Annotated in this window: 12 protein-coding genes; all 12 read left to right on the plus strand. The window is 42.1% G+C overall.

The annotated features are described in order from the left end of the window. Window position 1: 1 nt before the first annotated feature. The 12 genes from QI30_RS14575 to QI30_RS14630 all read left to right on the plus strand — a co-directional run bounded on the left by QI30_RS14575 (window position 2) and on the right by QI30_RS14630 (window position 15,608). On the plus strand, window positions 2-883 hold the full coding sequence (locus QI30_RS14575; RefSeq protein ID WP_126991330.1) for an ABC transporter permease subunit: 882 nt from the start codon (window positions 2-4) through the stop codon (window positions 881-883). Between the two features lie 11 nt (window positions 884-894). Further along, window positions 895-1,878, plus strand: coding sequence for an ABC transporter ATP-binding protein (locus QI30_RS14580; protein ID WP_126991331.1), 984 nt, complete (start codon window positions 895-897; stop codon window positions 1,876-1,878). Then, window positions 1,871-2,881, plus strand: a complete 1,011-nt coding sequence (locus QI30_RS14585) for an ABC transporter ATP-binding protein (RefSeq protein WP_126991332.1) — start codon at window positions 1,871-1,873, stop codon at window positions 2,879-2,881. Before QI30_RS14580 ends, QI30_RS14585 begins: the two co-directional genes overlap by 8 nt. A 152-nt stretch (window positions 2,882-3,033) precedes the next feature. After that, a complete protein-coding gene (locus QI30_RS14590; RefSeq protein WP_126991333.1) occupies window positions 3,034-4,137 on the plus strand; it encodes a sugar ABC transporter substrate-binding protein in 1,104 nt (367 codons plus the stop codon). Window positions 4,138-4,206: 69 nt separating this feature from the next. Then, on the plus strand, window positions 4,207-5,727 hold the full coding sequence (locus QI30_RS14595) for a sugar ABC transporter ATP-binding protein (protein WP_126991334.1): 1,521 nt from the start codon (window positions 4,207-4,209) through the stop codon (window positions 5,725-5,727). Between the two features lie 12 nt (window positions 5,728-5,739). Beyond that, entirely contained in the window at window positions 5,740-6,915 is a 1,176-nt protein-coding gene (locus QI30_RS14600; protein WP_126991335.1) for a sugar ABC transporter permease, read from the plus strand. Between the two features lie 68 nt (window positions 6,916-6,983). Then, window positions 6,984-7,949 (plus strand): substrate-binding domain-containing protein, encoded by a 966-nt coding sequence (locus QI30_RS14605; RefSeq protein WP_126991336.1) that lies wholly within the window; start codon window positions 6,984-6,986, stop codon window positions 7,947-7,949. After that, entirely contained in the window at window positions 7,946-9,370 is a 1,425-nt protein-coding gene (locus QI30_RS14610) for a sensor histidine kinase (protein ID WP_126991337.1), read from the plus strand. Before QI30_RS14605 ends, QI30_RS14610 begins: the two co-directional genes overlap by 4 nt. Beyond that, window positions 9,360-10,796 (plus strand): response regulator, encoded by a 1,437-nt coding sequence (locus QI30_RS14615; RefSeq protein ID WP_126991338.1) that lies wholly within the window; start codon window positions 9,360-9,362, stop codon window positions 10,794-10,796. Before QI30_RS14610 ends, QI30_RS14615 begins: the two co-directional genes overlap by 11 nt. Beyond that, the gene (locus tag QI30_RS14620) at window positions 10,783-11,784 is read left to right on the plus strand and encodes a sugar ABC transporter substrate-binding protein (RefSeq protein ID WP_126991339.1); all 1,002 of its coding nucleotides are present in this window, start codon (window positions 10,783-10,785) and stop codon (window positions 11,782-11,784) included. Before QI30_RS14615 ends, QI30_RS14620 begins: the two co-directional genes overlap by 14 nt. A gap of 101 nt (window positions 11,785-11,885) precedes the next feature. Then, window positions 11,886-13,718 (plus strand): hypothetical protein, encoded by a 1,833-nt coding sequence (locus QI30_RS14625; protein WP_158621044.1) that lies wholly within the window; start codon window positions 11,886-11,888, stop codon window positions 13,716-13,718. 18 nt (window positions 13,719-13,736) lie between these two features. Beyond that, a complete protein-coding gene (locus QI30_RS14630; protein WP_126991341.1) occupies window positions 13,737-15,608 on the plus strand; it encodes a suppressor of fused domain protein in 1,872 nt (623 codons plus the stop codon). Window positions 15,609-15,705: the final 97 nt, after the last annotated feature.

Consider the following 15,705-nt stretch of genomic DNA (forward strand, 5'->3'; position numbering starts at 1 on the left):
TATGACAACAATTCAAGAAAATAAAGTAGCTGCTACACAACCCGCTTCGCCGTGGCGTGAATTTTGGAAGAAATTTAAGCGCCAGAAGCTGGCCTTTGCCTCCGCTATTTTTATTGTGCTGCTGTTCATTGTTGCACTTATTGGACCATGGATTGCACCGTTTGATTATACAAAGGCAGATTATAGTCAGATTCTGCAGGGACCTAACGACAAGCATTGGCTCGGGACGGATGCCTTTGGTCGAGATATTTTGAGTCGCATTCTTGTCGGGACGCGCACAACGCTACTCGTTGGCCTGAGTGCGGTACTTGCAGGGGCGATTATCGGAACGATTTTAGGGCTACTCAGCGGCTATTACGGCAAGTGGATTGATAGTTTGATTATGCGCTTTTGTGACGTGTTACTCGCATTCCCGGGGATTTTACTTGCGATTGGGATTATCGCGATTTTAGGACCTGGGATGATCAATGTTGTTGTGGCTGTTGGGATTTTTACGATTCCGATGTTTGCGCGGATTGTTCGCAGTAATACACTCGTATATAAAAACTCATTATATGTAGAAGCCACGCGCTCGCTCGGGGCCGCGAATTTATATATTATTTTCCGGCACATCCTACCCGCGTCCTTTTCTAGTATTATCGTTTATTTCACGATGCGCTTAGGAACGGCGATTTTAACAGCCGCTAGTTTAAGCTTTTTAGGACTTGGTGCACAGCCACCATCACCTGAATGGGGCGCGATGCTGAGTGCTGGGCGCGATTATTTGACGACAGCACCGTATATTACGTACTTCCCTGGGCTTGCGATTATGTTAACGGTGTTAGCCTTTAACTTATTAGGGGATGGCTTACGAGATGCATTAGATCCGAAAGTAAAAGATTAGGAGGAAACGACATGGCAGAAAAAGTATTAGATGTAGTGGATTTAGAAACGCATTTTATTAGCGATGGTAAGGTAGTTAAAGCAGTCGATGGCGTTTCCTTTCATCTTTATAAAGGGGAAACACTCGGCATTGTAGGCGAGTCCGGGAGCGGCAAGAGTGTCACATCGCTATCGGTGATGCAGTTGCTACGTAATACGCCAGGGAAAATTGTTGGTGGAACGATTCAGTTTGGCACATTAGACATTGCCCATGCATCGGATAAGCAAATGCGGAAAATCCGTGGCAATCAGATTTCGATGATTTTTCAGGAGCCGATGACCTCGCTTAACCCCGTTTATAAAATTGGGCGTCAGCTAACAGAGGGCATTATCCTACACAAAAATGTTTCGAAAAAGGAAGCGACACAGCGTGCACAACAGATGCTTGAGAAAGTCGGCATTCCGCGTGCAAAGCAAATTTTAAATGAATACCCGCATCAATTGTCTGGTGGGATGCGGCAGCGCGTCATGATTGCGATGGCAATGGCATGTGACCCAGAAATTTTAATTGCGGATGAGCCAACAACGGCACTTGATGTGACGATTCAAGCGCAAATCCTTGAGCTAATGAATGAGCTTCGCGAAACGTCACAAACATCGATTTTAATGATTACGCATGATTTGGGTGTCGTAGCGGAAATGTGTGACCGGGTCGTGGTGATGTATGCCGGGCAAATCGTCGAGGAGGCACCGATTGAAGCACTTTTTGCACAACCAAAGCATCCGTATACACAAGGGCTTCTTGCATCGATTCCAAAGCTCGGTGAAGAAGTGGAGGAATTGACGTCTATTTCAGGAACGGTTCCGACACCGGAAACAATGCCATCAGGGTGCCGCTTCGAGCCGCGCTGTCCGTATGCGATGGCGCGCTGTAAGGAGCAAAATCCAGTGTTAAAAGCAGATGAGGACGGGCGCGTTTATCGCTGCTGGCTACAGGAGGAGGGGTCTCATGAGTGATGTGCTGGTTGAAGTCAAAAACTTAAAAAAATACTTTGGTGGTAAGAAATCATTATTTAATCGACATCCTGATACCGTTAAAGCGGTGGATAATGTGTCATTTGAAATTTATAAAGGCGAAACACTCGGCATTGTCGGCGAATCGGGCTGCGGGAAATCGACTACTGGTAAAATGATTATGAATTTACTAGAGCCTACAGAAGGTTCTGTCGTATTTCAAGGGAAGGACCTAACAGAATTGACAGGGCAAAAGGGCCGGGCAGCGCGTCAAAAATTCCAAATGATTTTCCAAGACCCGTATGCGTCACTGAATCCACGTATGACGGTGCGCCAGCTGCTAACAGAGCCGTTTAAAATTCATGGTATTGAGAAAAAGAATGAGCGCGCGAAAGTCAATAAGTTACTCGAGCTGGTGGGCTTAAATGCGTATCATGCGGACCGTTACCCACATGAATTTTCAGGAGGTCAGCGCCAGCGTATTGTAATTGCACGTGCGCTAGCACTTAATCCGGATTTAATCGTGGCCGATGAGCCGGTGTCTGCACTTGATGTATCGATTCAATCGCAAATTTTAAACTTAATGAAGAAGCTACAGCGCGAGCTTGGGCTCACGTATTTGTTCATTGCGCATGATTTGAGTGTTGTGGAGCATATTAGTGACCGCGTTGGCGTGATGTATTTAGGGAATATGGTCGAGCTGACCGATAAAAAATCGCTCTACCGCGAGCCGCTCCATCCATATACACAGGCGCTATTATCTGCGGTGCCTGTCGCAGATCCAACGGTGAAAAAGCAGCGTGTGATTTTAAAGGGTGATTTACCAAGCCCATCTGACCCACCGACGGGCTGTGTGTTCCATACACGCTGTCCATTTGCGATGACACAGTGTAAGCAGAATAAGCCAGTACTGCAAGATATTCGCGGGGACCAGCATTTTGTTGCCTGTCATTTATATAATGGGAGTGCAGAGTCAGAGGCAAAATTAAAGAAACAAATTTTATAAAAAGAAGAGGTATTGCGACAAGGCAATGCCTCTTTTTTTAGGTCAATGTTGAAAAATTCCATCAAATATTAAAAAAGTCATAATGAAAACGATTACATTTACTATTTTTTCCTCTTAAACTAAAGGTAGAGAATAATAAGGGGTGTGAAAAAATGAAAAAGAAGTGGAATCTACTTGTGATGTTATTAGTGCTTGTCGTAGGGGGTGTGCTAGCGGGTTGTGGTAATGGTAGTGGTGGCAATGTAGACATCGGTATCGTGTTACCAACGAAAGATGAGCCTCGCTGGGTACAAGATGAACAGCGCTTTAAAGATGCACTAAAGGATTCAGATTACACAACCGAAATTTTATTTAGTCAAGGGTCTTCAGCGAAGGAAAAGGAAAATGTGGAAGCCTTATTAAACAAAGGGATTAAAGTTCTTATTATTACACCACATGATGCAGCCGCTGCAGCTGCTGCAGTAGAAGCAGCGAAAAAAGATGATGTGACGGTGATTTCGTATGACCGTTTAATTACAGATACCGATGCAGTTGATTACTATGTGACGTTTGACAGTATCGCTGTAGGTGCTGCACAGGCTCAATATTTAGTGGATCATGCAGAAGGAAAAGATGTACCGCTTTACTTATACGCGGGCGCGGCTTCGGATAACAATGCGTTCCTATTCTTCCAAGGAGCATGGGAAGTATTACAGCCAAAAATTGCGGATGGTACATTTAAAATTGCTAACTCAAGTGTGGCCGAATCAATGAAGGATAAAAAAGACTTATCACGCGCAGAGTTAGGGAAAGTGATTGGTCAGGTAACAACGAACTGGGATGCCAATGAAGCGAAAAATAAAGCGCAAACAAACTTAACAGCTGTCAAAGATGACATGAAGGGGGATGTCGCTGTACTTGCACCAAATGACGGCACAGCGCGTTCAATTGCCGATGTATTCAAATCAGATGGCGATATTAAAAACTATTTAATTACTGGTCAGGATGCAGAAAAAGCATCGATTCAATATATTATTGATGAAAAGCAATCAATGACTGTATTTAAGGACGTACGTACGCTTGTAAAAGATGCGATGGGTATGGCTGTTGATGTATTAGATGATAAAACACCAGAAACAACAGGTGAGTATGACAATGGCACGAAGAAAGTAAAAGCGAAGCAAACGGATGTCATTGTAGTCGATAAAGATAATGTACAAAAAGAGTTAATTGACTCAGGTTACTACAAAGCAGACGAATTCACAGGCTTGAAGTAGTTTCATAAGAACAAGTGGAATAGTGATGGCCTGTGCTATCACTATTTCTTTTTTAAAGGAGGAATTCGCATGGCAGATTATATTTTAGAAATGGATACTATTTCAAAAAGCTTCCCTGGTGTTAAGGCACTTTCTGATGTGAATTTCAAGGTGGAGCGCGGTGAAATTCATTGTTTAGTGGGTGAGAATGGTGCTGGAAAATCGACGCTTATGAAAGTATTAAGTGGTGTTTATCCGCATGGTGAATATGAGGGAGAGATTATTTACAACGGCAAAGCACAGCAATTCCGTGAAATTAGCGACAGCGTAAAGGTCGGTATCGGTATTATTTATCAGGAGCTGGCGTTATTTCCGGACTTAACGGTTTATGAAAATATTTTTGCTGGCAATGAGCTAAAGAGTGGCCCGTTTATTAACTGGAATGAAACGATTACCGCTTCTAAAAAGTTATTAGAAAAGGTGCGTCTACGTATTACACCGGAGACGATGATTCGTGACTTAAATGTTGGGCGTCAGCAGCTCGTCGAAATCGCCAAAGCGCTTAGTAAGGATGTAAAACTACTCATTTTAGATGAACCAACAGCCGCATTAAATGAAGATGACAGTGAAAACTTACTGCAATTACTGAAGGAATTGAAATCGCAGGGCATTAGCTGCATTATGATTTCGCATAAATTAAAGGAAGTCATTTCGATTGCTGATAAGGTGACAGTGCTACGAGATGGCAAGACAATCGGAACGATGGATGCGCAGACTGAAGAAATTACCGAAAATAAAATCATTCGTAGCATGGTTGGGCGTGATATTGAGGATATTTATCCGAAACGACCGAATCAACAAATTGGAGAAACCGTGCTTGCGGTGCGTGATTGGTCTGCCCATGATAGCAATTTAGATCGCCAAGTTGTAAAGGATGCACATGTCGAGCTGAAAAAAGGCGAAATCATCGGCATTGCAGGGCTGATGGGCGCAGGGCGTACGGAGCTCGCACTCAGTATTTTTGGTAATCCAAAGCATTATAAAATGCAGGGAGAGCTTGAGGTACTTGGTAAGAAGCGGAAGTTGAAGCATACGAGTGAGGCCATTAAAGCAGGAATTGCCTATGTGACGGAGGACCGTAAAGGGGATGGTTTATTTTTACTACAGGACATCCGCGAAAATATATCGGCCGCCAATCTACAAAAAATTGCGAGTGGTGGGACAATTAATGTCAACGAGGAAGTAAAGGTTGCACAGCATTATAAGCAGTCACTCAATATTAAGGCAAGTTCTCTAGAGCAGGAAGTAGGGAAGCTAAGTGGGGGCAATCAACAGAAGGTATCTGTTGCGAAATGGTTATTTACAGAGCCGAAGATTTTAATTTTAGATGAGCCGACACGCGGTATTGACGTCGGGGCAAAGTTTGAAATGTATACGATTATGAATGAGCTTGTTGATAAGGGCATGAGCATTATTATGATTTCCTCGGAGCTTCCGGAGGTGCTTGGGATGAGTGACCGCATTTATGTAATGGCAGAGGGTCGCATAAAGGGAGAACTTTCACGTAGCGAAGCAAATGAGGAAAATATTATGGCATTAGCGACACAATAGGAGGCGAAACAGATGAGTTTTTTCGGGGAACTAAAAACATTATTAAAGCAAAATATTCGTGAGTACGGGATGTATATCGCACTTGTTGTGATTATGTTGATTTTTACGATTTTAACAAATGGTTTATTTATGTCATCGCGCAATATTAGTAACTTATTAGACTCTGCAGGGTATATTGCGGTGCTTGCGGTCGGGATGACATTAGTAATCGTCATTCGTCATATCGATTTGTCGGTCGGCTTTTTAGCAGGTTTTCTCGGTGCTATCGCTGCGATTTTCCTGACGCGTATGGACTGGTCAATGTGGCTTGTTATTCCAATCATTTTATTAATCGGGATTTTAATTGGGCTTATTAGCGGCTTTTTAGTAGCAAAACTAGCGATTCCAGCCTTTGTTGTGACATTAGCAGGGATGCTGATTTTCCGCGGTGCGCTCCTACAAGTAACGGAGCAATCGGGGACGATTATTATTAAAAACGACCAGTTCAACGCCATTGGTAACGGCAATATTCCAGCAATTGCGGAAGTGGCGGGGCTTCATTTGTCAACGTTACTCATTGGACTATTAGCAATCGCCTTTTTTATCTATAGTGAGTTTAAAACACGTCGCACGAAAAATAAATATGGCTTTGACACATTATCAATGAGTATGTTTAGCGTTAAGCTTGTGCTCGTATCGGCCGTCATTTTATACATCACGTGGATCCTAGCAGGCTATAATGGCTTCTCTTGGACATTAATTATTATGCTTGTTGTGGTGCTTGTATATTACTACCTAACGACGAAAACGGTGTTAGGACGCTATATTTATGCGGTGGGGAGCAACCCAGAAGCGGCGCATTTAACAGGGATTAATGTTCAAAAAATTACGTTGTTCGTATTTGGTTCGATGGGGATGCTAGCGGCGCTGTCAGGTATTTTGTATACATCACGTTTACAATCTGCGACAACGACGGCAGGAACATTGTTTGAGCTTGATGCGATTGCGGCAGCCTATGTTGGTGGTGTATCAGCTGCAGGTGGTGTCGGAAAAGTAACAGGCGCGATTATCGGTGCGATTGTGATGGCCTCCTTATCAAACGGTATGAACCTGCTTGGTGTCGGAATTTCGTACCAATATATGATTCGAGGAGCAGTACTTGCGACGGCGGTAATTTTTGATGTAGCAACACGCGCAAAACGTGCTTAAATAAAGAAAGCTGGTGGTAAATATATACACTGGCTTTTTTTGTATTTTATTGGAAAGAAGGGGATGCCGTGAACAAACAACTTCTTATAATATTTGGGCTGTTGATTGTGTTCTTTAGTGTGCTTGTAGGAAGAGCTGTGTATCAAGTGATGGATGCCACACCGCAGCTACCAAAAATAGCAAAGGACACAAATACCTTGCATATCGCATTAATTACACAGGAACTAGATACACCTTTTTGGGACCGCGTAGCACAGGGGGCGAAACAGGAGGCGAAGAAGCAAGGTGTTGCCTTTGAGGTCACGGGTGCGTATGCCTTTGATGATAGTGCCTTTTTAGATGCGATGGAGCTTGCAATTCATTCAAAGGTAGATGGTATCTTAATCCAAGGTCTTGATAACCCGCGCTTTAAAGAGCTTGCGCAGGTGAAGGCCGCCTATTACGGCATTCCAATTATTACGATAGCAAATGATGTGCCGGTGAAGGATACCTTGCGTAAAACGTATATTGGAACAGATCAGGTGGCAGCAGGTCAGGCACTAGGGAAACATGCGCTACAAACATTGAAAAAGGGTGATGAGGTCGTCGTATTAATGGATGAAGCAAAGCCCTATTTTGAGCGTCAGCGTCTGAAAGGGTTGAAGCGAGCATTTCATCGTCAAGGAATCGAGGTCATTGTGCGTACAACCGGACATGAGCAGCAGCAACTTGTCGATTCCACGCAGCAATTATTAAATGAACATCCGACGAGCGATGCCTTTATAATGCTTAATGCGAATTATACGAATACAGTCGTCCAGGAAATTTCAAAGCGAATGCGTCTAAGTAATTTTCAGTTGTATACCTTTGATGACGGGGTCGATGCAGAAGCGCTATTACAAAGTAAAAAAATTAATGCGCTTGTGACGCAGCAGCCTGAGAAAATGGGGCAACAAGGGGTGAAGCGTCTTGTCGATTGGTTAAATGGCAATGAAATGCCACTAAAGGTAGCAGGCTATTTTACATCCTTTGAGATTGAAGAGGTGGGCTCATGACAAAAATTCAGCAAAAAATCTGGCTGCTTGTTATTTTAGCGGTGGCAGTCATGGGCATTATTTGGCTTGCTTTAACCCATGTCACCGAGCAAAATCAGCAAAAATCAAATGAAGTCTTAAAGCGGTATATGGAAATTAATGATGTGTCACAGCAAACGAAGGCGCTTATTACCTCACTGAATACACAACTTGTGACACCGTCAGCCTATCATGCTCAGCAAACGCGTGCGCAGCTATCGAAGGTGCGTGATTTAGAGCAAGAGCTTGAAACCTTACGTAATGATGACAATGGCTTTCGTATTACGAGCTATCGGCATTTGCTAGAGAGTGTGACGGATACGTCTGAGCGTGTATTGCGCCTTGTCAATGAGCAGGAGCTTGAAGAGGCAACGATGGAATTTAATGAAGCGACACGTATTGCCAACTATATTTCGGAGATGACAATGACGCTTTTGAGTGAAGAAATGGCAACCTATAATGGCTTTTATGGCGCGCTAATTGAAACATCTGAGCAGCTAAATAAATTAGCGCTATTCGTCCTCGCCCTCATTACGGTTGTGTTACTAGCGGCGACATATGGCTTTTCCTATAGTATTACAAAGCCGGTGGATGAGTTGACACGTGCAGCGAATGACTTAGCAGAGGGGCATTTTGATCGCCCTGTAAAGGTGGAGTCAAAGGATGAGCTCGCCTTTTTAGCCTCGACCTTTGAGCATATGCGCGTGAATATTAATGAGTATATTGATGAGCTAACGCAAAAGGCGCATTTAGAGCAGGAGCTTCAGAAAAATAAGCTTTTGCTAAAGGAAAGTCAGCTCAAGAGTTTACAAAATCAAATGAATCCACATTTCTTATTTAATACACTTAATACATTATCCAAAAAAGCCTATCTAGACGGGGCAGAGGAAACGAGTGATTTATTGGTTGATGTGGCGGGGTTATTACGCTATAACTTGAAAAATCGTGATCAGGCCGTTCCGTTAGAGGAGGAAGTGGCAGTTATTGCGCAATATATGGCGATTCAGCAGGCGCGTTTTGCGGACAGGCTGACGTATACAACGTCGATTGACGCTGATTTATCCGTTCCGATTCCAAGCTTTACATTACAGCCGCTCGTTGAAAATGCGGTTATTCATGGCATTGAGCCAGTAGAAAATGGTGGAACGGTAAAGCTAAACATTAAAACAGTGCCACAGGGACTTCAGATTCAGATTATGGATGATGGGCAAGGTATTAATGCCGAGCAGCTTCAGCGTATCCAGGCACCGCAAAGTGAGGCACATATTGGCTTTTACAATGTCCAAAAACGCCTTGAGCTATTTTATGGTCAGACGAACTTACTGCAAATTACGAGCAGTGAGGGGCAGGGGACTGTCGTAACAATACATATTCCTAGAGAGGAGCGAGCAGATGACGCTTAAATTATTAATCGTAGATGACGAACCAATTGAGCGCCAAGCCCTACAGCAAATCTTACAAAAGGCTTTTCCAGATTTTCAAATGATGCAGGCTAAAAACGGACGTGAAGCAGTTGAATATGCGCTAAAGGAAGAACCTGATTTAGTGCTAATGGATATTTTAATGCCTGGAATGACCGGCTTAGAGGCGATTGAGCTGATTCAACAAAAGGGAATTGAATGCCAGTTTGTCATGGTGACAGCCTTTGATACATTTGATTATGCCAAAAGTGCTTTACAGTTAGGGGTAAAGGATTATCTATTAAAACCAACTACTCCAAAGGAAATGACGCAAATTATCGGTGCGATTGCGGAGAAAATCATTGCTGAAAAACAGCAAAAGCAGCAGTTTGAGCCATTTATTGAGCAAGCCTTTGTATCACAGCTATTATTTGATGCTATGGACTCTGTAGAGGATGTATTACCGCTTCCATTAAAGGAAACAACCTCTTTTGCTGTATTAATGGTGACATTTGCGGAGCAGGTAAAGGGTGAGGCTGTATTGAAGAAGGCACAGCAGTACGGGGTGTATAGTGGTGTCTTGTACGAGCAAAGGCGGCCATTTATTATTCCGATAAAGGAAGATTTTAGACAGGAAACGATGCGTGTCGCGAAGGCATTTATTGCAGCGTTAGAGGAGCAGCACTACAGTTCAGTCGCGATTAGTAGTCAAATTCCGTCATTAGATGAGCTGTCGAGAGGGTATCGCGAGGCATGGCTAGTCTCTGGCGTCGCGCAGCGCGTAATTTATTTTGAGGATTATGTGCAGTTTGTGCCGATGGAGGCGGACTGGCAAGCGGCAATTGATCAGCTCGATTGGCATAAGATTCGGCTATTATTTCAACAAATGACGCAGCAAAAGCCCTTAGCGGAGGCACGTGAGGAAGCCTTCCAAAAATTATGGCAAGTGCATATACAGCTTCACCAGCTTGGACTTGAGATGGGACCACCGACGCTTTCTTTTTCCGATGAATCACAAGCGCAATTATTGAAGGATATTTTTCAAGCGATTGACCAGCTTGCTCGTCACGAGGAATGGCTGAAAAAGCGTCAAGAGTCGGATAAAATGCAGCAGGCAAAGACATATATTGACCAGCATTTTTCAGAGGACATCTCGTTGGAAACGTTAGCGGCTTATTTACATCTCAATCCGATTTATGTCAGCAAGCTTTTTAAAGATAAGCTCAATATTAATTATATTGACTATTTGAGTGAAATTCGTATAAAGCATGCGAAAAAGCGGCTGCTTGAGCAGGAAACGTCGACAAAGGAGATTGCGTATGATGTTGGCTACCGAGACCCGAATTACTTTAGTAAGGTATTTAAAAAATATACGGGCTATTCCCCAACGGAATACCGGAAAAGGGCACTCGCCTATGATGAAATATAGCTGGTTGCTTATTGTGCTTTTATTAACGGCTTGTAGTGCAACAAAGGCAGAGGAAACGGCTGTACAGAAGCAGGTTACAGTGGGCTTTTTAATGGATACATTAAACGAGGAGCGCTGGGTAAAGGACCGTGCCTATTTTACCGAGGAGGTACAGAAGCAAGGTGCGAACATCCAAGTAGCAGTTGCACATGGTAATGATGCCTTGCAGATTGAACAGGCTGAAAAGATGATTCGTTCACATGTCGATATATTGGTCATTGTGCCACATAATGCCCAGGCGATGGCGGCCATTGTTCACCAAGCGCATAAGGCAAATATTCAGGTGATTGCGTATGACCGCATTGTAAAAAATGCTGACATTGATTTGTATATTTCCTTTGATAATGAACGTGTCGGGCAGTTGCAGGCAGAGGAACTGCTAAAAAGCGTACCACAGGGCAATGTGGTGTATATTGGCGGGGCTTCAACGGACCATAATTCGCATTTGCTGAAAAAAGGTGCTATGAATGTATTTGCACCGCTTATACGAAGCGGCGACATTCGCATTCAGTATGATCAATGGACGAAAAACTGGCAGCCAAAAGAAGCCGCAAAAGGTATGGAGGAGGCGCTTCGTATTAATCATCATCAGATTGATGCAGTAATTGCCGCCAATGATGCGACAGCCTATGCGGCGATGCAGGTTATTAAGCAGCAGGGGATGGCGAAAAAAATTGCTGTTATTGGACAAGATGCAGATGCAGTAAATATTCAGGCAATTCAGCAAGGAACACAGCTCGCAACCGTTTATAAACCTGTGAAAAAGCTCTCGAGTGTCGCTGCGAAAACAGCTGTATCAATGGCGAAAAAACAGAAAGTCGATATTACCGACTCTATCGATAATGGAAAAAATAATATTCCTTCTATTTTATTGGAGCCCATTTTAGTTACGAAAAAAAATATACAAAATACTGTTGTGAAGGATGGGTTTTATCAAGAAGATAAGTGAATGTAGTTATTTAGATATAGACGAGCTTATTATCGTGAAATAAGCTCGTTTTTTTGTTTTTTTATACGCTCACGAATGTACATACATTTGAACGTATGCAAGTGGAAAAAGAAGTTGTGTCGAATATGACGGAGACATATATTGAGCTATTAAATGTTTCAATAGGTCTTGCGTATTCATCTCCGGATTTTGATGCATTGACTGAGAGTTCAGCGTTTAGTGACAGTATGGCGGAGTATCAGCAGGCGATTCAGGCACAAAAACAATTTGAGGCACAGCAGCGTGAACTAGCGGAGCAAAAACGATTAGAGGAGCAGTATGCTAAGGCGCATCCATTTGAAACCTATTTGAAGGAGAGTTCAGAAGAGGTAGCGAAGGCCTGGGGGAAAGCAGTGAACTATATTGAAAACCTCCCGATTGATCAGCTTGTCGAGCAGTATGGCTTGCCAGAAGGATTTAAGGCGCTAGGCAAAGCGGAGAAGGAAAGAATTCTTTTTCAAATGGGTATCATTGGTGCAGCAGGAAGTCTTATTAGTGATACGGCTATCGGGGCAGTTTCTACATATAATTCAATTGAGAACGCAGTAGACACAGCTACTCTAAAAATGGCCGGATTAAAGCCACCTAAATACATGGAATACAAAATGGAGCAAGATAAAAAAGCCTTAACAGACACCTATAATCTAGTGGCCACAGAGGAAGGCCGCGCCCAACTAAAAGAGGGCGTCACAAAAATGATAGGGAACATAACTCAAAATGTAAAAAATGGTGACTCCTACGCAATAGGTGGCTATGTATTTAATACGGCGACATTATTTGTTCCAGGCGCAGGCCCTGCAGCCGGTGTAGCTAAAATGGGTACAACTGCCGGAAAAATTAGTAGTTCGGTTATCAAACAGGGAAAAGCTTTGAAGGCGGGTACTATTAGCAATCTAAATATGAAGGGTATAGTATATGATGTAAATAAGAATACTGATTTACTCGCAAATAAGCCACTAAAATTAAAATCAACTATAAATAATATTTCAAACAAGGTAACAGATAAGGTAACAAATAAGGTTAAAAAAGTTGCCAAAGTGAGCAAAGATTTAGGAAAAGATTTAAGTGAAGATATATCCTATCTTGTAAAAAAATCTATTCAACTTACTGAGAATGCTGTTACCCCAGATGGAGAATTTTTAGCTGTAAAGAAAATGGGCTCTTCTAATAAAGATAATCACGTTTACTTCTCTAAGACGAAAGAGAATATTAGTTCTTCACAAGAAGGTAAAAAAATTAAAGTAATTCAAGATATTTTTTCCGCACCTGTGAAAATTTCTCCTAAAGAATTTAATGAAATCAGAGAAAATATAGAGCGCCCTCATATTAAAGAGCATTTTTATAAATTTATTGATTTTCAAAAATCAGGAAATCATATAAAGCACGAAAAAATGAATGAGTTATTGTTAGCGATTCAAAATGCAAATTTCAAAGGAGATATTAAACTAACAGAAGAAGATTTGAATTGTATTCGCCGTACAATGCGGTCTCTTGGGGTTGAAGAACAATATGATGAGGCATTAAGACATGGAAAGGTAATTTCTTATGCAAAATATTATGAAAAACGTGTTGGAACAGAACGCTATAATAATGAACGAGCTCCATACTTAGCAGTCGACGATCGTCCTCATGCTCATCATATACTTTATAAAAAAGGAAAAGGTCAAGCTCAGCAAAGTTTAGTAAAAGAAGGCCAAGCCATTCTAAAAAAAGTTGATATTGATCCCATACTCAGTTTGTATAATTTAGTGATTGCACCAAATCGTAGGCAGCATAATAAAGAAAATCTAGAAGCTGTTGTGGTAGCATTAAGAGAAGCGGATAAAAAGGGTGCAACAAGAGAAGAAATCATAGAAATACTAGTTAAAAATGGTGAAGTCGCTAAAGATGTATAAAAATGGAGGTATTTAAGGATGGAAAATAAAAAACCAAACACACCGTTATTAAATCAAACGGTACAGAAGGCGATCAGAGAAGGGAAGCTAGACGTCCTGCAACAGCTAGACGAAAATAACGAGGATGTATTGCATGCCTATACACCGGTTGGAACGGTTTTACATTTAGCCGCTGAATCAAATCAATTAGCGATTGTGAAATGGCTTCTAGAAAGTGGAATGGATATTGATGAAGAATCCTTCCCTTATAAAGATACAGCGATAAAATCAGCTGCGGCAAAAGGCCATTATGAGATGGTGCGCTATTTATTACAACAGGGGGCTGCGATAAATTTTGAACCGCCTCATCCCTATAAAGATGTCCTATTCGGTGCTATTCGATCTGGAAATAAAGAAGTTGTCCAACTGTTAATCGACTATGGTGTGGATACGACGATTCGTTATTTTGAACGAAAAGATGCCGAGGTGATGGCGAAAGAACAAAATCAAACGGAAATTCTAGCACTCATTCAGGCCCATAATGCGACCTTACCCGCCGACCATGTGCCGCGTACAACGCCTAAAGAGGAATATGATGATGAAGACGAGGACTATGAGGATGAAGACGAGGAAGAATACGAAGAACCATCCAGTCATGCGGTAATTCGTGCGGCGTTTGAAGAGGTGTACGGTCCGATTCAAACGACCTATTATCAAAACTTCCCTTCTGAAGTCCCGATTCAGGCGCATATTATTGCCCCATCAGCCGCCCATCCGTATTATGTTTTATTTACAACAGGTATGAGTGACCGCGCGGTTGGATACAACCTGTTATATGTGGAAAATATGATGAAAGTACCTGCAGATTGGCTTGAAGGCGGGGCAGACTGGTTGGATCGAGAAAAAATATGGCCGATTAATTGGTTGATTAAATTAGCATGTATTCCGCATGATGAAAACGTTCAGCCGGCTCGAGGGGTCATCGTCCCCAACAAAGGGGATTTAGCAGACCCGTATGGCATTGAAACCTATTTAAGCTGTATGTTAATTTCTGCTCCTACTGATTCAGATATCCAGCACTTGCAGGTAGAAGGCGAAGAAATTCGCATCGATGAATTGGTGCCAGTATATAAAGCGGAGTGGCAGTATGCGGAAGCAAATGGCTATACGGCTTTACAAGAAAAATTAACAGCGGCACGGGTCCAGGAAGTCATTGATTTTCAACGTCCTGCCGTTGTGGAGAAGTCGGTAGACGATGGACAGCCCAATTCGAAAGTGGCGGCAAAAATAACGGAAGCGTTAACAGATGAAGAAAAAGTACGTGAAAATTTCGAAAAAGAGTATGGGCCGATTGCCATTCAAATATCAAATTTATTAGAAGAAGAAAATCCGACGCTTACGATTACAGGAAATATTATTTATCCAACGAAAAAACATCCATATTATGTTGTTTTCACATTGGGTGTTAGTAATCATCTCCCGCCAAATGTAACGCACAATGAAGCATATGAAATGATGATGAAATTACCACTTAATTGGGTCGCTTCTGAAGGGGAATGGACACTTCCTGAAAAAAACTGGCCTTTACGCATGATGGCGGAATTTGGATATAGCGCACGTAAAAAGCTGCAGAAGATTTATGGCTATACGACGTTCCCTATTGAAGGGAACGCATTAAAGATTTTATCGAATCATACAAAAATGACCCATTTATTAGCAAGAGAACCAAATGAATTCTCTATTTCTGGTACAGTTGTAGAAAAAGTTTTAATTGTAGCACATCAACTTATCCCAATTTATGAATCTGAAATGGATTATGCCGAAGGGATTTATGGAGCTGATGTACTACGGTTGTTAGAAAAACAACAGGCAGATAATATATTAGTTGTGAATCGACCACCATCTGTCTAAAAAAGACACGGAGAAATCCGTGTTTTTTTATTTTAATATCAATATAGGACTTTTATCTATTTAAAAATAATTTAAATTATGTCAAAAGTTTAAAATA

Source organism: Candidatus Kurthia intestinigallinarum (assembly GCF_003991225.1).
In the GTDB taxonomy this organism is placed as follows: Bacteria; Bacillota; Bacilli; order Bacillales_A; family Planococcaceae; genus Kurthia; species Kurthia populi.